Genomic DNA, 14,982 nt, shown 5'->3' with positions numbered 1-14,982 from the left:
ACTCGATCGCACACAGGAATTGGTTTCAGCAAATTACGGCGCGAAGCCAGACCAGCACTTCCGCATCTCGCCAGAGCGGATCGACTAAGAAACTTCACGTTGCCATCCCTCCTACGACCAACGCCGCACTAGACGGACAGATCATCCTGCAAAATGTATAGGATCCGACAAATGCACGCGAAAATTTTGGCCACCGTCATCAACAGCACCTGGGCTGCCTGCTTCATGCTTGCGGTCGGAGCCGGCGAAGCGAATGCTCGGCCGGGTCACTCAACGCCGAGACTGAAAACATACGCGACATGGACGATGCCGTGGCAGTTGAGCCTTTCTTCCGCCGCCTCGCGGGCGAAGGGTGAGCGGACAATAGTGGTCCGGTTGCCGAAATATGGAAAAGTGCGAGGCACAAAAGTTGCGTTGCGCTACGTATTCGCACCGCTGCCAAAAACGCCGGGCCGAAACTCGCTGGTAGATTCTTGTCGTTCGACGGTCGCTAAATCAGCAAGGAAGCTGGGGGCCATACGGATTGATGCTGCATCGGCTGGTCCTGAAAGGCGAACGAACGGCGGTTCCGCCGCACGAGTCGGTTTTCGCCTAATTTATGCAAGTCTCAAGAAGGGCGAGAACCACGAGGTGCGACAAGGCGTACTGACGTGCAAGGCAGATAGAGCCGGCAAAATCGTCGATGCTTACGCCTAGAGCATCATCCCGAAAGTTGGTTTCCAGATTTCGGAAAAAATGATGCAAAAACAAGAGGCTAGAGCATTGTCCTGGATCCGATATCCGGGACGATGCTCTAGCTTCCATCGGTCGCATCCGGTCGGCAGATCAATCTCGGCGCTGCATGGATCACCCGGACTCTGCGTAGCAGATCACAAAATTCAAGGCGGTCTGGATCTGGGGGGAGAGGGATTCGGCCCGCGCTTCCATTCTGAAACTGGTTGCGGCTGTCGGATTTGAATTGGCGACTCTCAGGTTGTGAGCCCAGCGAGCTACCGGGGTGCTCTACGCCACGTCGAACCTGTGCTCCCCGCCGACCCATCGCTCTCTCAGCAGAGGCTGAGCGCAACAAGGGAATCTGTGCCGAGGTCGATGAGGAGGACTTTGCCGCCCTGTCGCGCTTCCGCTGGTACGCGCACCGGGCGCCCCGCTCGCTCACGTCTACGTCAAGCGCCGACGGTCGCGCCGAGAGGGTAGGGGCTTCATCTTCATGCACCAGCAGGTGCTGGGGGTCGTAGACGGCGCAGAGATCGACGACCGCGATGGGGACGGGCTGAACAACCGCCGCGGAAACCTCCGCCACCTCATCCATGCCGGGAACATACAGCCTTCGCGAACCGTCGCAACGAAGCGAAGATGGACGCCTGACTCATCGAGCCGAACTCGGAAGCGGAACGATACTTTCCAAATGAACAGCAAACCGGGGCCTGAGCGGTGGCTCAGACCCCGGCTAAGTCACTGAATTGTATGGTACCACCGCCCCGGCTCGAACGGGGGACCCCTAGATCCACAATCTAGTGCTCTAACCAACTGAGCTACGGCGGCACGTGAGGGGGACTTATCCCGAGGCTCGCGGCATTTCAAGCGCCTTCAATGCGCCTCTTCGCGGTTCGCACCACCGATCCACCGATGTTAGACCGCGGGCGCATGGCCGCCATGGTATGCGATCCGGCCCCAGCCTCCGCGAGTGCGATGAGCCCGTCTCCGCCCACCACCGCCCCGCTCGTCCAGGCTCCGGTCCGGCTTCGAGCCTGGGTGCGGGGGAACGAGATCGCCCTCGTGGGGCTCGCCGCCGTGACGGGATGCGTCGGGGGGCTCGTCGTCGTCGCCATGAGCGGCGCCACCCAGTTCCTGCGCGAAATCCTCTATCGGCTCCCCGCGGGCCAGCGCCTCAGCAGCCTGACGGACCTTCCGGCAGAGGGGCTGATGGGGGTTCCGTTCCTGGCTCCGGCGCTCGGCGGCGCGATCCTCGGCCTGCTGCTCCTGATCGCAACGAGGGGGCGCGGCAAGGCCAAGCGTGCAGTGGTCGATCCGATCGAGGCCAACGCACTGCACGGGGGGCGGATGTCGCTGCGCGGCTCCCTCGACGTGGCGGCGCAGAACGTGGTCTCGAACGGCTGCGGCGCCTCGGTCGGGCTGGAGGCAGGGTACACCCAGGTCGCGGCGGCGATCGCCTCGCGGCTCGGCATCGCCTTCGAGATGCGGCGTTCGGACCTGCGTACCTTAGTCGGCTGCGGCTCGGCCGCTGCGATCGCCGCCGCGTTCGGCTCGCCCCTGACCGGCGCGTTCTACGCGTTCGAACTCATCATCGGCACCTACACCATTGCGACGCTCGCCCCCGTCGTCGTCGCGGCCCTGTGCGGAAGCCTCGTGGCGCGGGCGCTTACCCCTCAGGTCGCCCTGGTCGATGTCGGATCCCTGGCTCTGGCCAAGGATACGGCTTTGGTGGCGGGCGACACGCTGCCGTGCCTCGTCCTCGGCCTCGTCTGCGCCGGCCTGGCGGTGCTGCTGATGCGCGGCGTGACGCTGGTGGAGCAGGGCTTTCGCGCCTCGCGCCTGCCCGCGCCGCTGCGGCCCGTCCTCGGCGGGCTGTGCGTCGGCGGGCTGGCTCTCGCGACGACCCCTCAGGTGCTCGCGGCCGGGCATGGCGCGCTCCACATCACCCTTGCGCCCGAGGCGGCGGCGGGGCTCGGAGCGCTCGCCGGCCTCATCGTCGCTAAGGCCGCGGCCTCCGCGATGTCGATCGGGTCAGGCTTCCGCGGCGGCCTGTTCTTCGCATCATTGTTTCTCGGCGCGCTGGTGGGCCGCCTGTTCGCCGGGCTCGCGCCGATGGTCTGGCCCGGCTTCGAGGGGTTCGGCCTCGCGCCGGTCGGCTATGCCGTGATCGGCATGAGCGCCTTCGCCGTCGCCATCGTCGGCGGCCCGCTCACCATGACCTTCCTCGCCCTGGAGATGACGGGCAGCTTCCCCGTGACGGGGCTCGTGCTCGCTTCGGTGATCGCCTCGTCGCTCACGGTGCGGAAGACCTTCGGCTACTCCTTCGCCACTTGGCGCTTCCACCTGCGCGGGGAAAGCATCCGCAGTGCCCACGATGTCGGCTGGATGCGCTCCCTGACGGTCGGGCGGATGATGCGCAAGGACATCCGGCCGGTGCCCCTCGACACCCCGATGGCGACATTCCTGCGCGCGCATCCCCTCGGCTCGCCGTCGCGAGTGGTCATCGTGGACGAGCACGATCGCTATGCCGGTATCGTGCTCGTGCCGGAGGCGCACGCGCGGGCGGCTGAGAATGACGGCGAGACGCCGCGCCTCGCCGACGTCGTGCGCTACCCCGGTTCGTTTCTACTTGCCGACATGACCGTCAAGCAGGCCGCGACCGCCTTCGATGGGGCTGAGAGCGAAGAACTCGCCGTGCTTGACGGTTCGCAGAGCCGCCGGGTCATCGGATTGTTGACCGAGAGCCACACGCTCAAACGCTACAGCGAAGAGCTGGACCGGCAGCGTCGCGCCATGCTCGGCGAAGCGGCTTGAGGCGCGCCCGTGCTATGGGTCGCGGCATGACCCTGCGCACTCACCTTGCCAGCCTCGCCCTTGTTTTCGCCCTCGGCACAGCCGCGCAAGCGGATTCCTGCGATGGGCTGACCGTGCGGTTGATCCGGGAAACGGGCGTCGCCCTAGCCGGACGCAGCGGCGCCACCGTCGTATTCCGCGCCGCCGACGCCAACCGGATGAGCCTCGATTGCGCGATGCCGCGGCGGCTCGCGTTCCGCTCGGATCTCCGCGAGCCGCCGCGCGGGTTCTTCGTCCTGATCGGGCTCGCCGCCCGGACGCTTGCCGGCGCACCGGCCGATTCCGTCGAGACGCTTGCCCAGCGCCTGCACCAGGACAGCCTGCTCACCGGCGCGCCGCAGCTCGGCCGCGTCGGCGGCGCGGTGGTGCGCTGTGATCCCGGCGACCGGCCGGACGGCTTCGGCGTCGGCAGCCTGTGCCGTCTGGCGGCGGAGAGGCCGGGCCGCGGTCTTTCCCGCGCGGCGGCGCCGGGCTAGACGGGCCCTATGCCCGAGACCGCACAAACTTCCGGCTCCGTCGTACAGACCGGCGGCGTCGCCTTCGCCAACCATCTGCCGCTGGCGCTGATCGCCGGCCCGTGCCAGCTCGAAGGGCGAACCCACGCCCTCGAAGTCGCTGCCGCCCTCAAGGAGATGGCGGGCCGGCTCGGCATCGGCCTCGTGTTCAAATCGTCCTTCGACAAGGCCAACCGCACCTCCGGCCGCACCGCCCGCGGCGTCGGCCTCGACGAGGCGCTGCCGGTCTTCGCCGAGATCCGCGAGAGCCTCGGGCTGCCCGTGCTCACCGACGTGCACGAGGCCGGGCAATGCGCGCGGGCGGCGCAAGCCGTCGACATCCTGCAGATCCCGGCCTTCCTCTGCCGCCAGACGGACCTTCTGCTCGCCGCTGCCGCCACGGGCCGGGCAGTCAACGTCAAGAAGGGTCAGTTCCTCGCGCCCTGGGACATGGCCCATGTCGCGTCCAAGGTGACCGAGGCCGGCAACCCCAACGTCATCGTCACCGAGCGCGGCGCCTCGTTCGGCTACAACACCCTCGTCTCCGACATGCGCTCGCTGCCGATCATGGCCCGCGTCACCGGCGGCGCACCGGTGGTGTTCGACGCCACGCACTCGGTGCAGCAGCCCGGCGGGCAGGGCGCCACCTCCGGGGGGCAGCGGGAGTTCGTCGCGGTGCTCGCCCGCGCCGCGGTGGCGGTCGGCGTGGCAGGCGTGTTCATCGAGACTCATCCCGATCCCGACCGAGCCCCCTCCGACGGGCCGAACATGGTTGCGCTGTCCGACCTGCCGGCGCTGGTCGAAACGCTGATGGCATTCGACCGTCTCGCCAAGGCGTAGGGCTGGCGCGAACGGACCGGTTTCAGGTTTCGTTCAGGCGAAAGGCGCGATCTTCGCATCCAATCGAGAACAACGCGGCTCCGCGTTCAGACTTCGACCCCGATCGGAGTGCGCGGGAACTTCCGGCAAAGCTCGGGTGTTTGACCGCCAAGACGTTTCTCGCAAGATGCTTCTGGATGGGAAAGGACGCTATGCGTAAGCTCGCCCTCGTCACCGCCGCCCTGATCTCGGTCGGCACGCTCACCGCCACCTCCGCCGATGCGCGCCCCTACGGCCGCGGCTACGGCCATCACCACGGCCATTATCATGGCGGCGGCTACGGCCGGGGTGCCTATTACGGCGGCGGTCGCCGCCGCGGCATCGGCACCGGCGCGGCCGTGGGTCTCGGTATTGCCGGTCTCGCGGCTGGCGCGATTGCCGCCGGCGCGGCGCGCGACGCCTATGCCCGCGACAGCTACTATGGTCGTCCGGCCTACGGCGGCGGCTACGATTACGGCTACTGAGGCCTGAGCCTCATCTGATGCCGAGAGGCGGCCGGGTAACCGGCCGCCTTTTTCGTGCGTCCCGTGTTTCAGATCCGTCGAGAGTTCACCGTCGGCACGGAGCGAAATGCACCCCCGGATTGCACCCCCGCCGCCGATGCGACACCTTATCCCGCATCGCAACAGCTATGGGGGAATCATGCCTGTCATCGCGGCCGTCGTCGGGGCGTTCATGACCGGCCTGATGTACTATTTCATCTACGGCAACGGGATGGCGCAGCTCGACCACTTCCTCGGTGATCGGCGCAATGCGAAGCTCAGGGCGAAGAGCGAGGCTGCCTTCCGGGCTGCGCCGCTACGCGCGATCCGCGATCCGGCCGACGCGGCCGGCGTGCTGATGATGCTGGTGGCCCTTGCCCGCGGCACCCCGACCCCGGAGCAGGAGGCCGCGATCGAAGCCGAGATGCGCACGATCACCGGGCCCGACGACGACCACGGGACGCGTATGGCCTATATCCGTCACGCCGCCGCCCAGGCCTCCGACGCCAACACCGCCGTCGATCACCTCGCGCCGCTTCTGCGGGACAAGCTCGACGGATCCGAGTGCGACGATCTGGAGCGAATGCTGGAGGCCGTCGCCGTCATCCATGGCGGGCCGATCGAGGCCCAGGAACGCTTCATCGCGCGCACCGTCCGCGTGTTGGCCGAGCAGCACTGACGGCAGCGTCGCGGTCGCTCAACCCCGGCCGCGATAGGGCGCGACCCCCTGATCCGGCAGCCAGACGGATTTGAGCGGCTCGCCCGTCTGCCAGAACACGTCGATCGGGATCCCGCCGCGCGGATACCAGTAGCCGCCGATGCGCAGCCAGCGCGGTTCGAGCACCGCGACGAGCCGGCGCCCGATGCCGACGGTGCAATCCTCGTGGAACGCGCCGTGGTTGCGGAAGGCGCCGAGGTAGAGCTTCAGCGATTTGGATTCCACGAGCCAGCGGTCCGGCACGTAGTCGATGACGAGCGTCGCGAAATCCGGCTGGCCCGTCACCGGGCAGAGCGAGGTGAATTCCGGCGCGGTGAAACGGGCAAGATAATCGGTGTCGGCGTGGGGGTTGGGCACGCGGTCGAGCTGCGCGGCCTCGGGTGAAGCCGGCAGCGGCGTCTGCCGTCCGAGTTGCTGGGCGTGGGTCTCGATCGAATCCATGCCTGCCTATACCCGGCGGCGCCACCCGCGCCTATGGCACCGGGTGAATGCCAGGGATCCTCCGAGCTCAGAACCGTTCCAGGGACCGGCTCCGGGGAACGTGCTAACCAAAAAAATTGTGGCATCGAGCGGATTTTGTGAAACTTGCTTGACCCCAGGGGCCGGTCGAGCGCTTGCCCGTATCCCGAGGTTGGCGGATAAGCCCGCAACGCAGAGCGTCGCAGGACGCGCGGGCCTCGACGGCATCCGCGAGACGACCCCGCCGCGACGCGCCGCCAAGGAGCGCCCATGACCGCGATCACCAATATCGCCGCCCGCGAGATTCTCGACAGCCGTGGCAACCCCACCGTCGAGGTCGATGTCCTGCTGGAGGACGGCTCCTTCGGCCGCGCCGCGGTCCCCTCCGGCGCCTCCACCGGCGCCCATGAGGCGGTCGAGCTGCGGGACGGCGACAAGGGCCGCTACAACGGCAAGGGCGTGCTCAAGGCCGTCGATGCGGTGCAGAGCGAGATCCTCGACGCGATCGGCGGCATGGATGCCGAGGACCAGGTCGCCGTCGACGAGGCGATGATCGCCCTCGATGGCACCCCCAACAAGGCGCGGCTCGGCGCCAACGCCATCCTCGGCGTCTCGCTCGCGGTGGCCAAGGCGGCGGCCGAGACTGCCGGCCTGCCGCTCTACCGCTATGTCGGCGGCGTGCAGGGCCGGGTGCTTCCGGTGCCGATGATGAACATCGTCAACGGCGGGGCGCATGCCGACAACCCGATCGACTTCCAAGAATTCATGGTGATGCCGGTCGGCGCCACCTCGCTCTCCGACGCGGTGCGGATGGGCGCCGAGATCTTCCACACCCTCAAGAGCGCCCTGAAGAAGGCCGGCCACAACACCAATGTCGGCGACGAGGGCGGCTTCGCCCCGAACCTGCCGTCGGCGGAAGCCGCGCTCGACTTCGTTATGGAGTCGATCAACGCCGCCGGGTTCAAGCCCGGCAGCGACGTGGTTCTGGCGCTCGACTGCGCCGCCACCGAGTTCTTCAAGGACGGCGCCTACCGCTACGAGGGCGAGGGCCAGACCCGCTCGATCGAGGCCCAGGTCGACTACCTTGCCAAGCTGACCGAGGCCTACCCGATCCTCTCGATCGAGGACGGCATGTCGGAGGATGACTGGGAGGGCTGGAAGCTGCTGACCGACCGGATCGGCAGCCGGGTGCAGCTCGTCGGGGACGACCTGTTCGTCACCAATGTCGAGCGCCTCGCCCGCGGCATCGAAACGTGCACGGCCAACTCGATTCTGGTGAAGGTCAACCAGATCGGCTCGCTCACCGAGACCCTGGCCGCCGTCGATATGGCTCAGCGCGCCGGCTACACCGCGGTGATGTCGCACCGCTCCGGCGAGACCGAGGATTCGACCATCGCCGACCTCGCGGTCGCGACGAATTGCGGGCAGATCAAGACCGGCTCGCTCGCCCGCTCGGACAGACTGGCCAAGTACAACCAGCTCATCCGCATCGAGGAGGGCCTCGGCGCCCAGGCGCTCTATGCCGGCCGCAGCGCGATCCGGCAGCTTGCCGGCCGCTGATCGGTCACCGAATTAGCAGTCGGGGCGCGGCAGGCCGAACAGGTCCGCCGCGCTTTTTTCGTTCACGGACCGGAGGGGAGGGTGATCTCACCGCGCGGAAACCATTTCTTCACCTTGTTCGGGTGAAGCTCCCGCTGCCATGGTCATTCGTCGCCGCGTCCGCGCCATCGTCGTTCCCGCCGTCCTCTGGACGGTCTCGGCTCTCGTCGTGGGCTACTTCGTGCATCAGGCCGAGAGCGGAAGCCGCGGCCTCGAAGCCAAGCGGGTGCTCAAGGTCGAAGCCTACGGGCTCACCCAGGAGTTGAACGCCGCCAAGGCCGAGCGGTCGACCTGGGAGCATCGTGTCTCCCTGCTGCGCAGCGAGCAGATCGACCGCGATCTTCTGGAGGAGCGCGCCCGTGTCGTGCTCGGCCGTGTCCACGCCAATGACCTCGTCATCATCGGCCCATAAATTTTATTTCTGCAAGACTAGCTACGATAAATATTCATTTGCACTGTCCTTGCGATTTATCCACCGGTGCAACCGTGACGGTAACAGCATTTGATGGCTGTCAGCCCGCCCCTCGATTTCCGTAAGTCGCTGCCCTAGAACCCTCTCCAACAACGCGATTGCGGGAGGACACCGATGGGTGCGGGCAGCGAGGCGGGGAAACCTGCGGCGGAAACAGACGCGCCGCAACATCGACCGGCGCCTAATATTCCGCAGTTCACGAAGGACGAAGACCTTCACGCCTACCGCGAGATGCTGAGTATTCGCCGCTTCGAGGAGAAGGCGGGCCAGCTCTACGGCATGGGCCTGATCGGCGGCTTCTGCCACCTCTATATCGGCCAGGAAGCCGTGGTCGTCGGCATGCAGATGGCCGGCGAGGACGGTGACCAGAATATCACCGGGTACCGCGACCACGGCCACATGCTCGCTTGCGGCATGGACCCCAAGGGCGTGATGGCCGAGTTGACCGGGCGCCGCGGCGGTTATTCCCGCGGCAAGGGCGGCTCGATGCATATGTTCAGCCGCGAGAAGCAGTTCTTCGGCGGCCACGGCATTGTCGGCGCGCAGGTGTCGCTCGGCACCGGCCTTGCCTTCGCCGACGCCTACCTCAAGAACGGCAAGGTCAGCTTCACCTATATGGGTGACGGCGCGGCCAACCAGGGTCAGGTCTACGAAAGCTTCAACATGGCGGCTCTGTGGAAGCTGCCGGTGGTCTACGTGATCGAGAACAACCGCTACGCCATGGGCACTTCGGTGGCCCGCGCCTCGGCGCAGACGGACTTCTCCAAGCGCGGCCTTTCCTTCGGCATCCCCGGCGAGCAAGTGGATGGCATGGACGTCCGCACCGTCCGCGAGGCGGCGGCGCGCGCCATCAACCACGCACGTTCGGGTGAGGGCCCTTACATCCTCGAGATGCAGACCTACCGCTATCGCGGCCACTCGATGTCCGACCCGGCCAAGTACCGGACCAAGGACGAGGTCTCGAAGATGCGTGACGAGCACGATCCGATCGAGATGGTACGCAAGCGCCTGCTCGAGGCGCACGGCGTGCCCGAGGCGGAGCTGAAGAGCATCGACGCCAAGGTCCGCGAGATCGTCAACGAGTCGGCGGATTTCGCGACCCACGATCCCGAGCCCGATCCGTCGGAACTCTGGACCGACATCCTTCTCGAAGCCCGCGCCTGACTGTGTCCCTGACACGCCCCCGAGCCGTCTCGGTTCGGAGGTCCTGAGCGACGCATTCGAAAAAAACACGCCCGACCGTCGACGCACCCGGATCGATAGAGCAGCGCATATGGCGACCGACATCCTGATGCCCGCCCTTTCTCCGACCATGGAGGAGGGAAAGCTCGCCAAATGGCTGAAAAAGGAGGGCGATCCGGTCAAGGCCGGCGACATCCTGGCCGAGATCGAGACCGATAAGGCGACGATGGAGGTCGAGGCGATCGACGAGGGCGTCCTCGCCAAGATCCTCGTTGCGGACGGCACCGAGAACGTCGCCGTCAACACGCCGATCGCCATCATCGCCGAAGAGGGCGAGGACGTGGCGGCGGCCGCTGCCAGCGGCGGCAAGGGCAAGCCCGCCGGCGACTCCGGCGGAACGCCCGCTCCCACCCCCGACATGCAGGCCGAGGGCATGGCCGACACCTCGGCCGCGACGTCCAAGACCAGCGACGACGCGCAGAAGGCCCCGGCCTCGCCCGCCGTCATCACCAACAAGGCGCCGGACCCGGTGATGGAGGAGTTCCCGGCCGACTCGCCGATGAAGACCACGACCGTGCGCGAGGCCCTGCGCGACGCCATGGCCGAGGAGATGCGCAAGGACGACAAAGTCCTCGTGATGGGTGAGGAAGTCGCCGAGTACCAGGGCGCCTACAAGATTACGCAAGGCTTGCTTCAGGAGTTCGGCGCGCGCCGCGTGGTCGATACCCCGATCACCGAGCATGGCTTTGCCGGCATCGGCGTCGGTGCGGCCTTCATGGGCCTCAAGCCCATCGTCGAGTTCATGACCTTTAACTTCGCCATGCAGGCGATCGACCACATCATCAACTCGGCGGCCAAGACCCTCTACATGTCCGGCGGCCAGCTCGGTTGTCCGATCGTGTTCCGCGGCCCCAACGGCGCGGCCGCCCGCGTCGGTGCCCAGCACAGCCACGACTACGCCGCGTGGTACTCGAACGTGCCGGGCCTCAAGGTCATCGCGCCCTACACCGCCTCCGACGCCAAGGGCCTGCTCAAGGCCGCGATCCGCGATCCCAACCCGGTCATCTTCCTCGAGAACGAGATTCTCTACGGCCAGTCCTTCCCGGTGCCGGAGATCGAGGATCTCGTCCTGCCGATCGGCAAGGCGCGTATCCACCGCCCCGGTAAGGACGTCACCATCGTCTCCTTCTCCATCGGCATGACCTACGCGCTCAAGGCGGCCCAGGCGCTGGCCGAGGAAGGCATCGAAGCGGAGGTGATCGACCTGCGCACGATCCGCCCGATGGACAGCGCTACTGTGGTGGAATCGGTCAAGAAGACCGGCCGCTGCGTCTGCGTCGAAGAGGGCTTCCCACAATCGGGCGTCGGCGCCGAAATCGTCGCGCGCCTGATGGTCGATGCCTTCGACTATCTCGATGCACCGGTCCTGCGGGTCACCGGCAAGGACGTGCCGATGCCTTACGCGGCCAACCTCGAGAAGCTTGCTCTGCCCAACGTGGCGGAAGTCATCGAGGCGGTCAAAAGCGTCTGCTACAAGTAAATTCAGGTACATGTCGGAAGCGTTTGAAGAACTCGAGATCCCGCCCGACGCTCTGGAACAGGGCGGGATCGAGATCGTGCGTGCCTCCATCGTCGATGGTGCCGTGAGCGTGGCGCTCCGGCGGGCCTTCGACGACCCGGCGATCTGGGGCCGCCTGCTCATCGACCTCGCCCGGCAGGCTGCCCGCGCCTACGCGATGGAAACGGACACCTCGGAGGAGGAAGCCTTCGAGCGCATCCGTGCCGGGTGGGAGGCGGAAAGCCTCGATCCTAACAACGCCCTTAACTGATCCTCCCTCTCAAGGCCGCTCGGGAACGATACGATGCCGATCAACGTCCTGATGCCCGCGCTCTCCCCGACCATGGAGAAGGGCAACCTCGCCAAGTGGCTCAAGAAGGAGGGCGACGCCATCAAGTCCGGCGACGTCATCGCCGAGATCGAGACCGACAAGGCGACCATGGAGGTCGAGGCGGTCGATGAGGGCGTGCTCGCCAAGATCCTCGTGGCCGAAGGCACCGCCGACGTCCCGGTCAACGAATTGATCGCGCTGATCGCCGAGGAGGGCGAGGATCCGGGCAGCGTCCGGGCTCCCAAGGGCGGCGCCGAGGCGAAGACCGCCCCCGTCGAGCCGAAGGGCACGCCCGACCAGAACGCAGCGCCCGACGGCGCCCATGCCTCCTACGCGCGGGTCGATCAGGCGCCGGAAGGGGCCAAGCCGAATGGTGCTGCGCAGCCGGCGGGCTCCGGCGACCGCGTCTTCGCCTCGCCGCTCGCGCGCCGCATCGCCAAGCAGGAGGGCGTCGATCTCTCGGCGGTGAAGGGCTCGGGTCCGCATGGCCGCGTGATCCAGCGTGACGTGCAGGCGGCGATCGAAGGCGGCACGGCGAAAGCCGGTGCGGCGGCCAAGCCCGAAGCCAAGAGCGCCCCCGCGCCCGAGAAGCCCGCGCCGAAGGCGGCTTCCGGCGGCACACCGGCTGGTCTCAGCCTCGATCAGGTCCGGGGCTTCTACGAGAAGGGCAGCTTCGAGGAAGTGCCGCTCGACGGCATGCGCAAGACCATCGCCAAGCGCCTCACCGAGGCGATGCAGGTCGCGCCGCACTTCTACCTGACGGTCGATTGCGAACTCGACGCGCTGATGAAGCTGCGCGAAACGCTCAACGGCTCGGCCGGCAAGGACAAGGACGGCAAGCCGCTGTTCAAGCTCTCGGTCAACGACTTCGTCATCAAGGCGATGGGCCTCGCGCTCACCCGCGTCCCCGCCGCCAACGCCGTCTGGGCCGAAGACCGCATCCTGCGCTTCAAGCACGCCGAGGTCGGCGTCGCCGTGGCCATCGATGGCGGCCTGTTCACGCCGGTGATCCGCAAGGCCGATCAGAAGACGCTCTCCACCATCTCCAACGAGATGAAGGATTTCGCGGGCCGGGCGCGTGCCAAGAAGCTGAAGCCGGAAGAGTATCAGGGCGGCGTGACCTCGGTGTCGAACCTCGGCATGTTCGGCATCAAGCACTTCACGGCCGTGATCAATCCGCCGCAATCGAGCATCCTCGCGGTCGGCGCCGGCGAGAAGCGCGTCGTCGTGAAGGATGGACAGCCGACCGTCGCCCAGGTGATGACGGCGACCCTCTCCTGCGATCACCGCGTCCTCGATGGTGCGCTCGGCGCCGAGCTGATCGCGGCCTTCAAGGGGCTGATCGAGAACCCGATGGGGATGCTCGTCTAAGGACAGCCGACTCGCACCGTCGCTCCCCGCGTGGGGCGAGCGGGATGGTGAGGTGGCCCGAGCCGAGCGCTACGGTGCGATCCGCAGCGAGGCGACTGCCCTCGTCATCCAGTCCGTCACCGCCAGCCGAGCGGCCCGATCCTCACTCTCACCCCCTCCCCGCAAGCGGGAGGGGAGCAGGAGGTCTTGATGTCCGAAACCTACGACGTCCTCATCATCGGCGCGGGGCCTGGCGGCTACGTCACCGCGATCCGCTCGGCACAGCTCGGTTTCAAGACCGCCGTGATCGACCGCGAGCATCTCGGCGGCATCTGCCTGAACTGGGGCTGCATCCCGACCAAGGCCCTGCTGCGCTCGGCCGAGATCTACCACTACATGCAGCACGCCTCCGATTATGGGCTCTCCGCCAAGGAGGTTAGCTTCGACGCGGCAGCCATCGTCAAGCGCTCGCGCGGGGTGTCGGGCCGGCTCAACGGCGGCGTCGGCATGCTGCTCAAGAAGAACAAGGTCGATGTGATCTGGGGCGAGGCCTCGATCGACTCCGCCGCCAAGGGCAACGAACCCGGCAAGGTCACGGTCAAGGAAACCAAGCGCGCCGAGCCGCCGAAGGGCGCCAAGGGTGCGGGCACCTACTCGGCCAAGCACATCGTCGTCGCGACCGGCGCCCGCCCGCGCGTGCTGCCCGGCATCGAGCCCGACAAGAAGCAGATCTGGACCTATTACGAGGCTATGGTCCCCGAGAAGATGCCCAAGAGCCTGTTGGTGATGGGTTCGGGCGCGATCGGCATTGAGTTCGCCTCGTTCTACCGCACGATGGGCGCCGACGTGACGGTCATCGAGTTGCTGCCGCAGATTCTGCCGGTCGAGGATGCGGAGATCGCCGGTCTCGCCCGCAAGCGATTCGAGAAGCAGGGCATCAAGATCCTGACCGGCGCCAAGGTGACGAAGGTCGAGAAGGGCGCCGACTCCGTCACCGCCACGGTCGAGGACGACAAGGGCAAGACGCAGCAGCTTACCGCTGAGAAGCTGATCTCGGCCGTCGGCGTCGTCGGCAACATCGAGAATCTGGGTCTCGAGAAGCTCGGGGTGAAGATCGAGCGCGGCGTCGTCGTCAATGATGGGCTCGGCCGGACCAATGTTCCCGGCATCTACGCCATCGGCGACGTGGCCGGCCCGCCGATGCTCGCCCACAAAGCCGAGCACGAGGGTGTCATCTGCGTCGAGACCATCAAGGGTCTGCACACCCACCCGATGGACAAGGCCAAGATCCCCGGCTGCACCTACTGCCACCCGCAGATCGCCAGCGTCGGCGTTACCGAGGGGAAGGCCAAGGAGCTCGGCCTCTCGATCAAGGTCGGCCGCTTCCCCTTTGCGGGCAACGGCAAGGCGATCGCGCTGGGCGAGCCGGACGGTCTCATCAAGACGATCTTCGATGCCAAGACCGGCCAGTTGCTCGGCGCGCACATGATCGGCGCCGAAGTCACCGAGCTGATCCAGGGCTACGTCGTTGCGATGACCCTGGAATCGACGGAGGAAGAGCTGATGCACACGGTCTTCCCGCACCCGACGCTCTCCGAGATGATGCACGAGAGCGTGCTCGATGCGTATGGCCGCGTGATCCACACCTGACCCGGAGCGATCGCTCCCCACGAGGGTAACGACATCGATGGGCGTGCAGGATCGGGCTCGATGCCCTGGCCCTGCGCGCCCGCTTCGTTCTGCACGTGTCTCCAAGCGGGTTCGGCCCCGCAGCGTATCGAGCGAGCGCAAAGAATTTCCCGGTGGAATTCGGTCGGGATGTCGAGTGAAACGTCTCGGTTGAACTTTTGAAGCCGAGGCGTGCCGTATACCAGGAATCTTGCGTCCTGGA

Annotated in this window: 14 protein-coding genes and 1 tRNA gene; 13 read left to right on the top strand and 2 right to left on the bottom strand. The window is 66.7% G+C overall.

The window, feature by feature from the left end; all coding sequences use genetic code 11:
• Positions 1-171 precede the first annotated feature (171 nt).
• A complete protein-coding gene (locus tag J2W78_RS15050; RefSeq protein WP_253371759.1) occupies positions 172-696 on the top strand; it encodes a hypothetical protein in 525 nt (174 codons plus the stop codon).
• Between the two features lie 769 nt (positions 697-1,465).
• Here the strand turns inward: J2W78_RS15050 and J2W78_RS15045 are convergent.
• Positions 1,466-1,542 (bottom strand) — tRNA-His (locus tag J2W78_RS15045).
• A gap of 48 nt (positions 1,543-1,590) precedes the next feature.
• On the opposite strand from J2W78_RS15045, the gene J2W78_RS15040 reads away from it, so the two are divergent.
• The 5 genes from J2W78_RS15040 (at position 1,591) to J2W78_RS15020 (ending at position 6,101) form a co-directional block, all read left to right on the top strand.
• The gene (locus J2W78_RS15040; protein ID WP_437178541.1) at positions 1,591-3,528 is read left to right on the top strand and encodes a chloride channel protein; all 1,938 of its coding nucleotides are present in this window, start codon (positions 1,591-1,593) and stop codon (positions 3,526-3,528) included.
• 26 nt (positions 3,529-3,554) lie between these two features.
• Complete coding sequence (locus tag J2W78_RS15035; RefSeq protein WP_253371756.1) at positions 3,555-4,043, top strand: hypothetical protein; 489 nt, start codon at positions 3,555-3,557, stop codon at positions 4,041-4,043.
• 9 nt (positions 4,044-4,052) lie between these two features.
• A complete protein-coding gene (kdsA, locus tag J2W78_RS15030) occupies positions 4,053-4,901 on the top strand; it encodes a 3-deoxy-8-phosphooctulonate synthase (protein WP_253371754.1) in 849 nt (282 codons plus the stop codon).
• 191 nt (positions 4,902-5,092) lie between these two features.
• A complete protein-coding gene (locus J2W78_RS15025) occupies positions 5,093-5,404 on the top strand; it encodes a hypothetical protein (protein ID WP_253371752.1) in 312 nt (103 codons plus the stop codon).
• A gap of 178 nt (positions 5,405-5,582) precedes the next feature.
• Positions 5,583-6,101, top strand: a complete 519-nt coding sequence (locus J2W78_RS15020; protein WP_253371751.1) for a hypothetical protein — start codon at positions 5,583-5,585, stop codon at positions 6,099-6,101.
• Between the two features lie 18 nt (positions 6,102-6,119).
• Here J2W78_RS15020 and queF read toward each other — a convergent pair whose 3' ends face one another.
• Positions 6,120-6,581, bottom strand: coding sequence for a preQ(1) synthase (gene queF, locus J2W78_RS15015; RefSeq protein ID WP_253371749.1), 462 nt, complete (start codon positions 6,579-6,581; stop codon positions 6,120-6,122).
• A gap of 288 nt (positions 6,582-6,869) precedes the next feature.
• Here queF and eno point away from each other — a divergent pair, with 288 nt between their 5' ends.
• From eno to lpdA, 7 genes are all read left to right on the top strand, one after another.
• Positions 6,870-8,159, top strand: coding sequence for a phosphopyruvate hydratase (eno, locus tag J2W78_RS15010; protein WP_253371747.1), 1,290 nt, complete (start codon positions 6,870-6,872; stop codon positions 8,157-8,159).
• Between the two features lie 139 nt (positions 8,160-8,298).
• Positions 8,299-8,610: an FtsB family cell division protein gene (locus J2W78_RS15005; RefSeq protein ID WP_133088416.1), complete on the top strand. Its 312-nt coding sequence runs from the start codon at positions 8,299-8,301 to the stop codon at positions 8,608-8,610.
• Between the two features lie 174 nt (positions 8,611-8,784).
• Positions 8,785-9,834, top strand: coding sequence for a pyruvate dehydrogenase (acetyl-transferring) E1 component subunit alpha (pdhA, locus tag J2W78_RS15000; RefSeq protein ID WP_253371745.1), 1,050 nt, complete (start codon positions 8,785-8,787; stop codon positions 9,832-9,834).
• Between the two features lie 109 nt (positions 9,835-9,943).
• Complete coding sequence (locus J2W78_RS14995) at positions 9,944-11,392, top strand: pyruvate dehydrogenase complex E1 component subunit beta (RefSeq protein WP_253371743.1); 1,449 nt, start codon at positions 9,944-9,946, stop codon at positions 11,390-11,392.
• 10 nt (positions 11,393-11,402) lie between these two features.
• Positions 11,403-11,681 (top strand): DUF5076 domain-containing protein, encoded by a 279-nt coding sequence (locus tag J2W78_RS14990; protein ID WP_253371742.1) that lies wholly within the window; start codon positions 11,403-11,405, stop codon positions 11,679-11,681.
• A gap of 33 nt (positions 11,682-11,714) precedes the next feature.
• Positions 11,715-13,112 carry a pyruvate dehydrogenase complex dihydrolipoamide acetyltransferase gene (locus J2W78_RS14985; RefSeq protein ID WP_253371739.1) on the top strand — a complete coding sequence of 466 codons (1,398 nt, stop codon included), beginning with the start codon at positions 11,715-11,717 and terminating at the stop codon, positions 13,110-13,112.
• A gap of 189 nt (positions 13,113-13,301) precedes the next feature.
• The gene (lpdA, locus tag J2W78_RS14980) at positions 13,302-14,741 is read left to right on the top strand and encodes a dihydrolipoyl dehydrogenase (RefSeq protein ID WP_253371737.1); all 1,440 of its coding nucleotides are present in this window, start codon (positions 13,302-13,304) and stop codon (positions 14,739-14,741) included.
• The last annotated feature ends 241 nt before the right edge of the window (positions 14,742-14,982 follow it).

Source organism: Methylorubrum extorquens, assembly GCF_024169925.1.
GTDB lineage: Bacteria > Pseudomonadota > Alphaproteobacteria > Rhizobiales > Beijerinckiaceae > Methylobacterium > Methylobacterium extorquens_A.
Note: the sequence above shows the minus strand (reverse complement) of the source record. Positions and strands in the feature narration are given on the sequence as shown.

Coding starts and splice junctions, on each gene's coding strand:
- J2W78_RS15050 (WP_253371759.1), top strand. CDS start 172: ATGCACGCGAAAATTTTGGCCACCGTCATCAACAGCACCTGGGCTGCC.
- J2W78_RS15040 (WP_437178541.1), top strand. CDS start 1,591: ATGCGCCTCTTCGCGGTTCGCACCACCGATCCACCGATGTTAGACCGC.
- J2W78_RS15035 (WP_253371756.1), top strand. CDS start 3,555: ATGACCCTGCGCACTCACCTTGCCAGCCTCGCCCTTGTTTTCGCCCTC.
- kdsA (WP_253371754.1), top strand. CDS start 4,053: ATGCCCGAGACCGCACAAACTTCCGGCTCCGTCGTACAGACCGGCGGC.
- J2W78_RS15025 (WP_253371752.1), top strand. CDS start 5,093: ATGCGTAAGCTCGCCCTCGTCACCGCCGCCCTGATCTCGGTCGGCACG.
- J2W78_RS15020 (WP_253371751.1), top strand. CDS start 5,583: ATGCCTGTCATCGCGGCCGTCGTCGGGGCGTTCATGACCGGCCTGATG.
- queF (WP_253371749.1), bottom strand. CDS start 6,581: ATGGATTCGATCGAGACCCACGCCCAGCAACTCGGACGGCAGACGCCG.
- eno (WP_253371747.1), top strand. CDS start 6,870: ATGACCGCGATCACCAATATCGCCGCCCGCGAGATTCTCGACAGCCGT.
- J2W78_RS15005 (WP_133088416.1), top strand. CDS start 8,299: ATGGTCATTCGTCGCCGCGTCCGCGCCATCGTCGTTCCCGCCGTCCTC.
- pdhA (WP_253371745.1), top strand. CDS start 8,785: ATGGGTGCGGGCAGCGAGGCGGGGAAACCTGCGGCGGAAACAGACGCG.
- J2W78_RS14995 (WP_253371743.1), top strand. CDS start 9,944: ATGGCGACCGACATCCTGATGCCCGCCCTTTCTCCGACCATGGAGGAG.
- J2W78_RS14990 (WP_253371742.1), top strand. CDS start 11,403: ATGTCGGAAGCGTTTGAAGAACTCGAGATCCCGCCCGACGCTCTGGAA.
- J2W78_RS14985 (WP_253371739.1), top strand. CDS start 11,715: ATGCCGATCAACGTCCTGATGCCCGCGCTCTCCCCGACCATGGAGAAG.
- lpdA (WP_253371737.1), top strand. CDS start 13,302: ATGTCCGAAACCTACGACGTCCTCATCATCGGCGCGGGGCCTGGCGGC.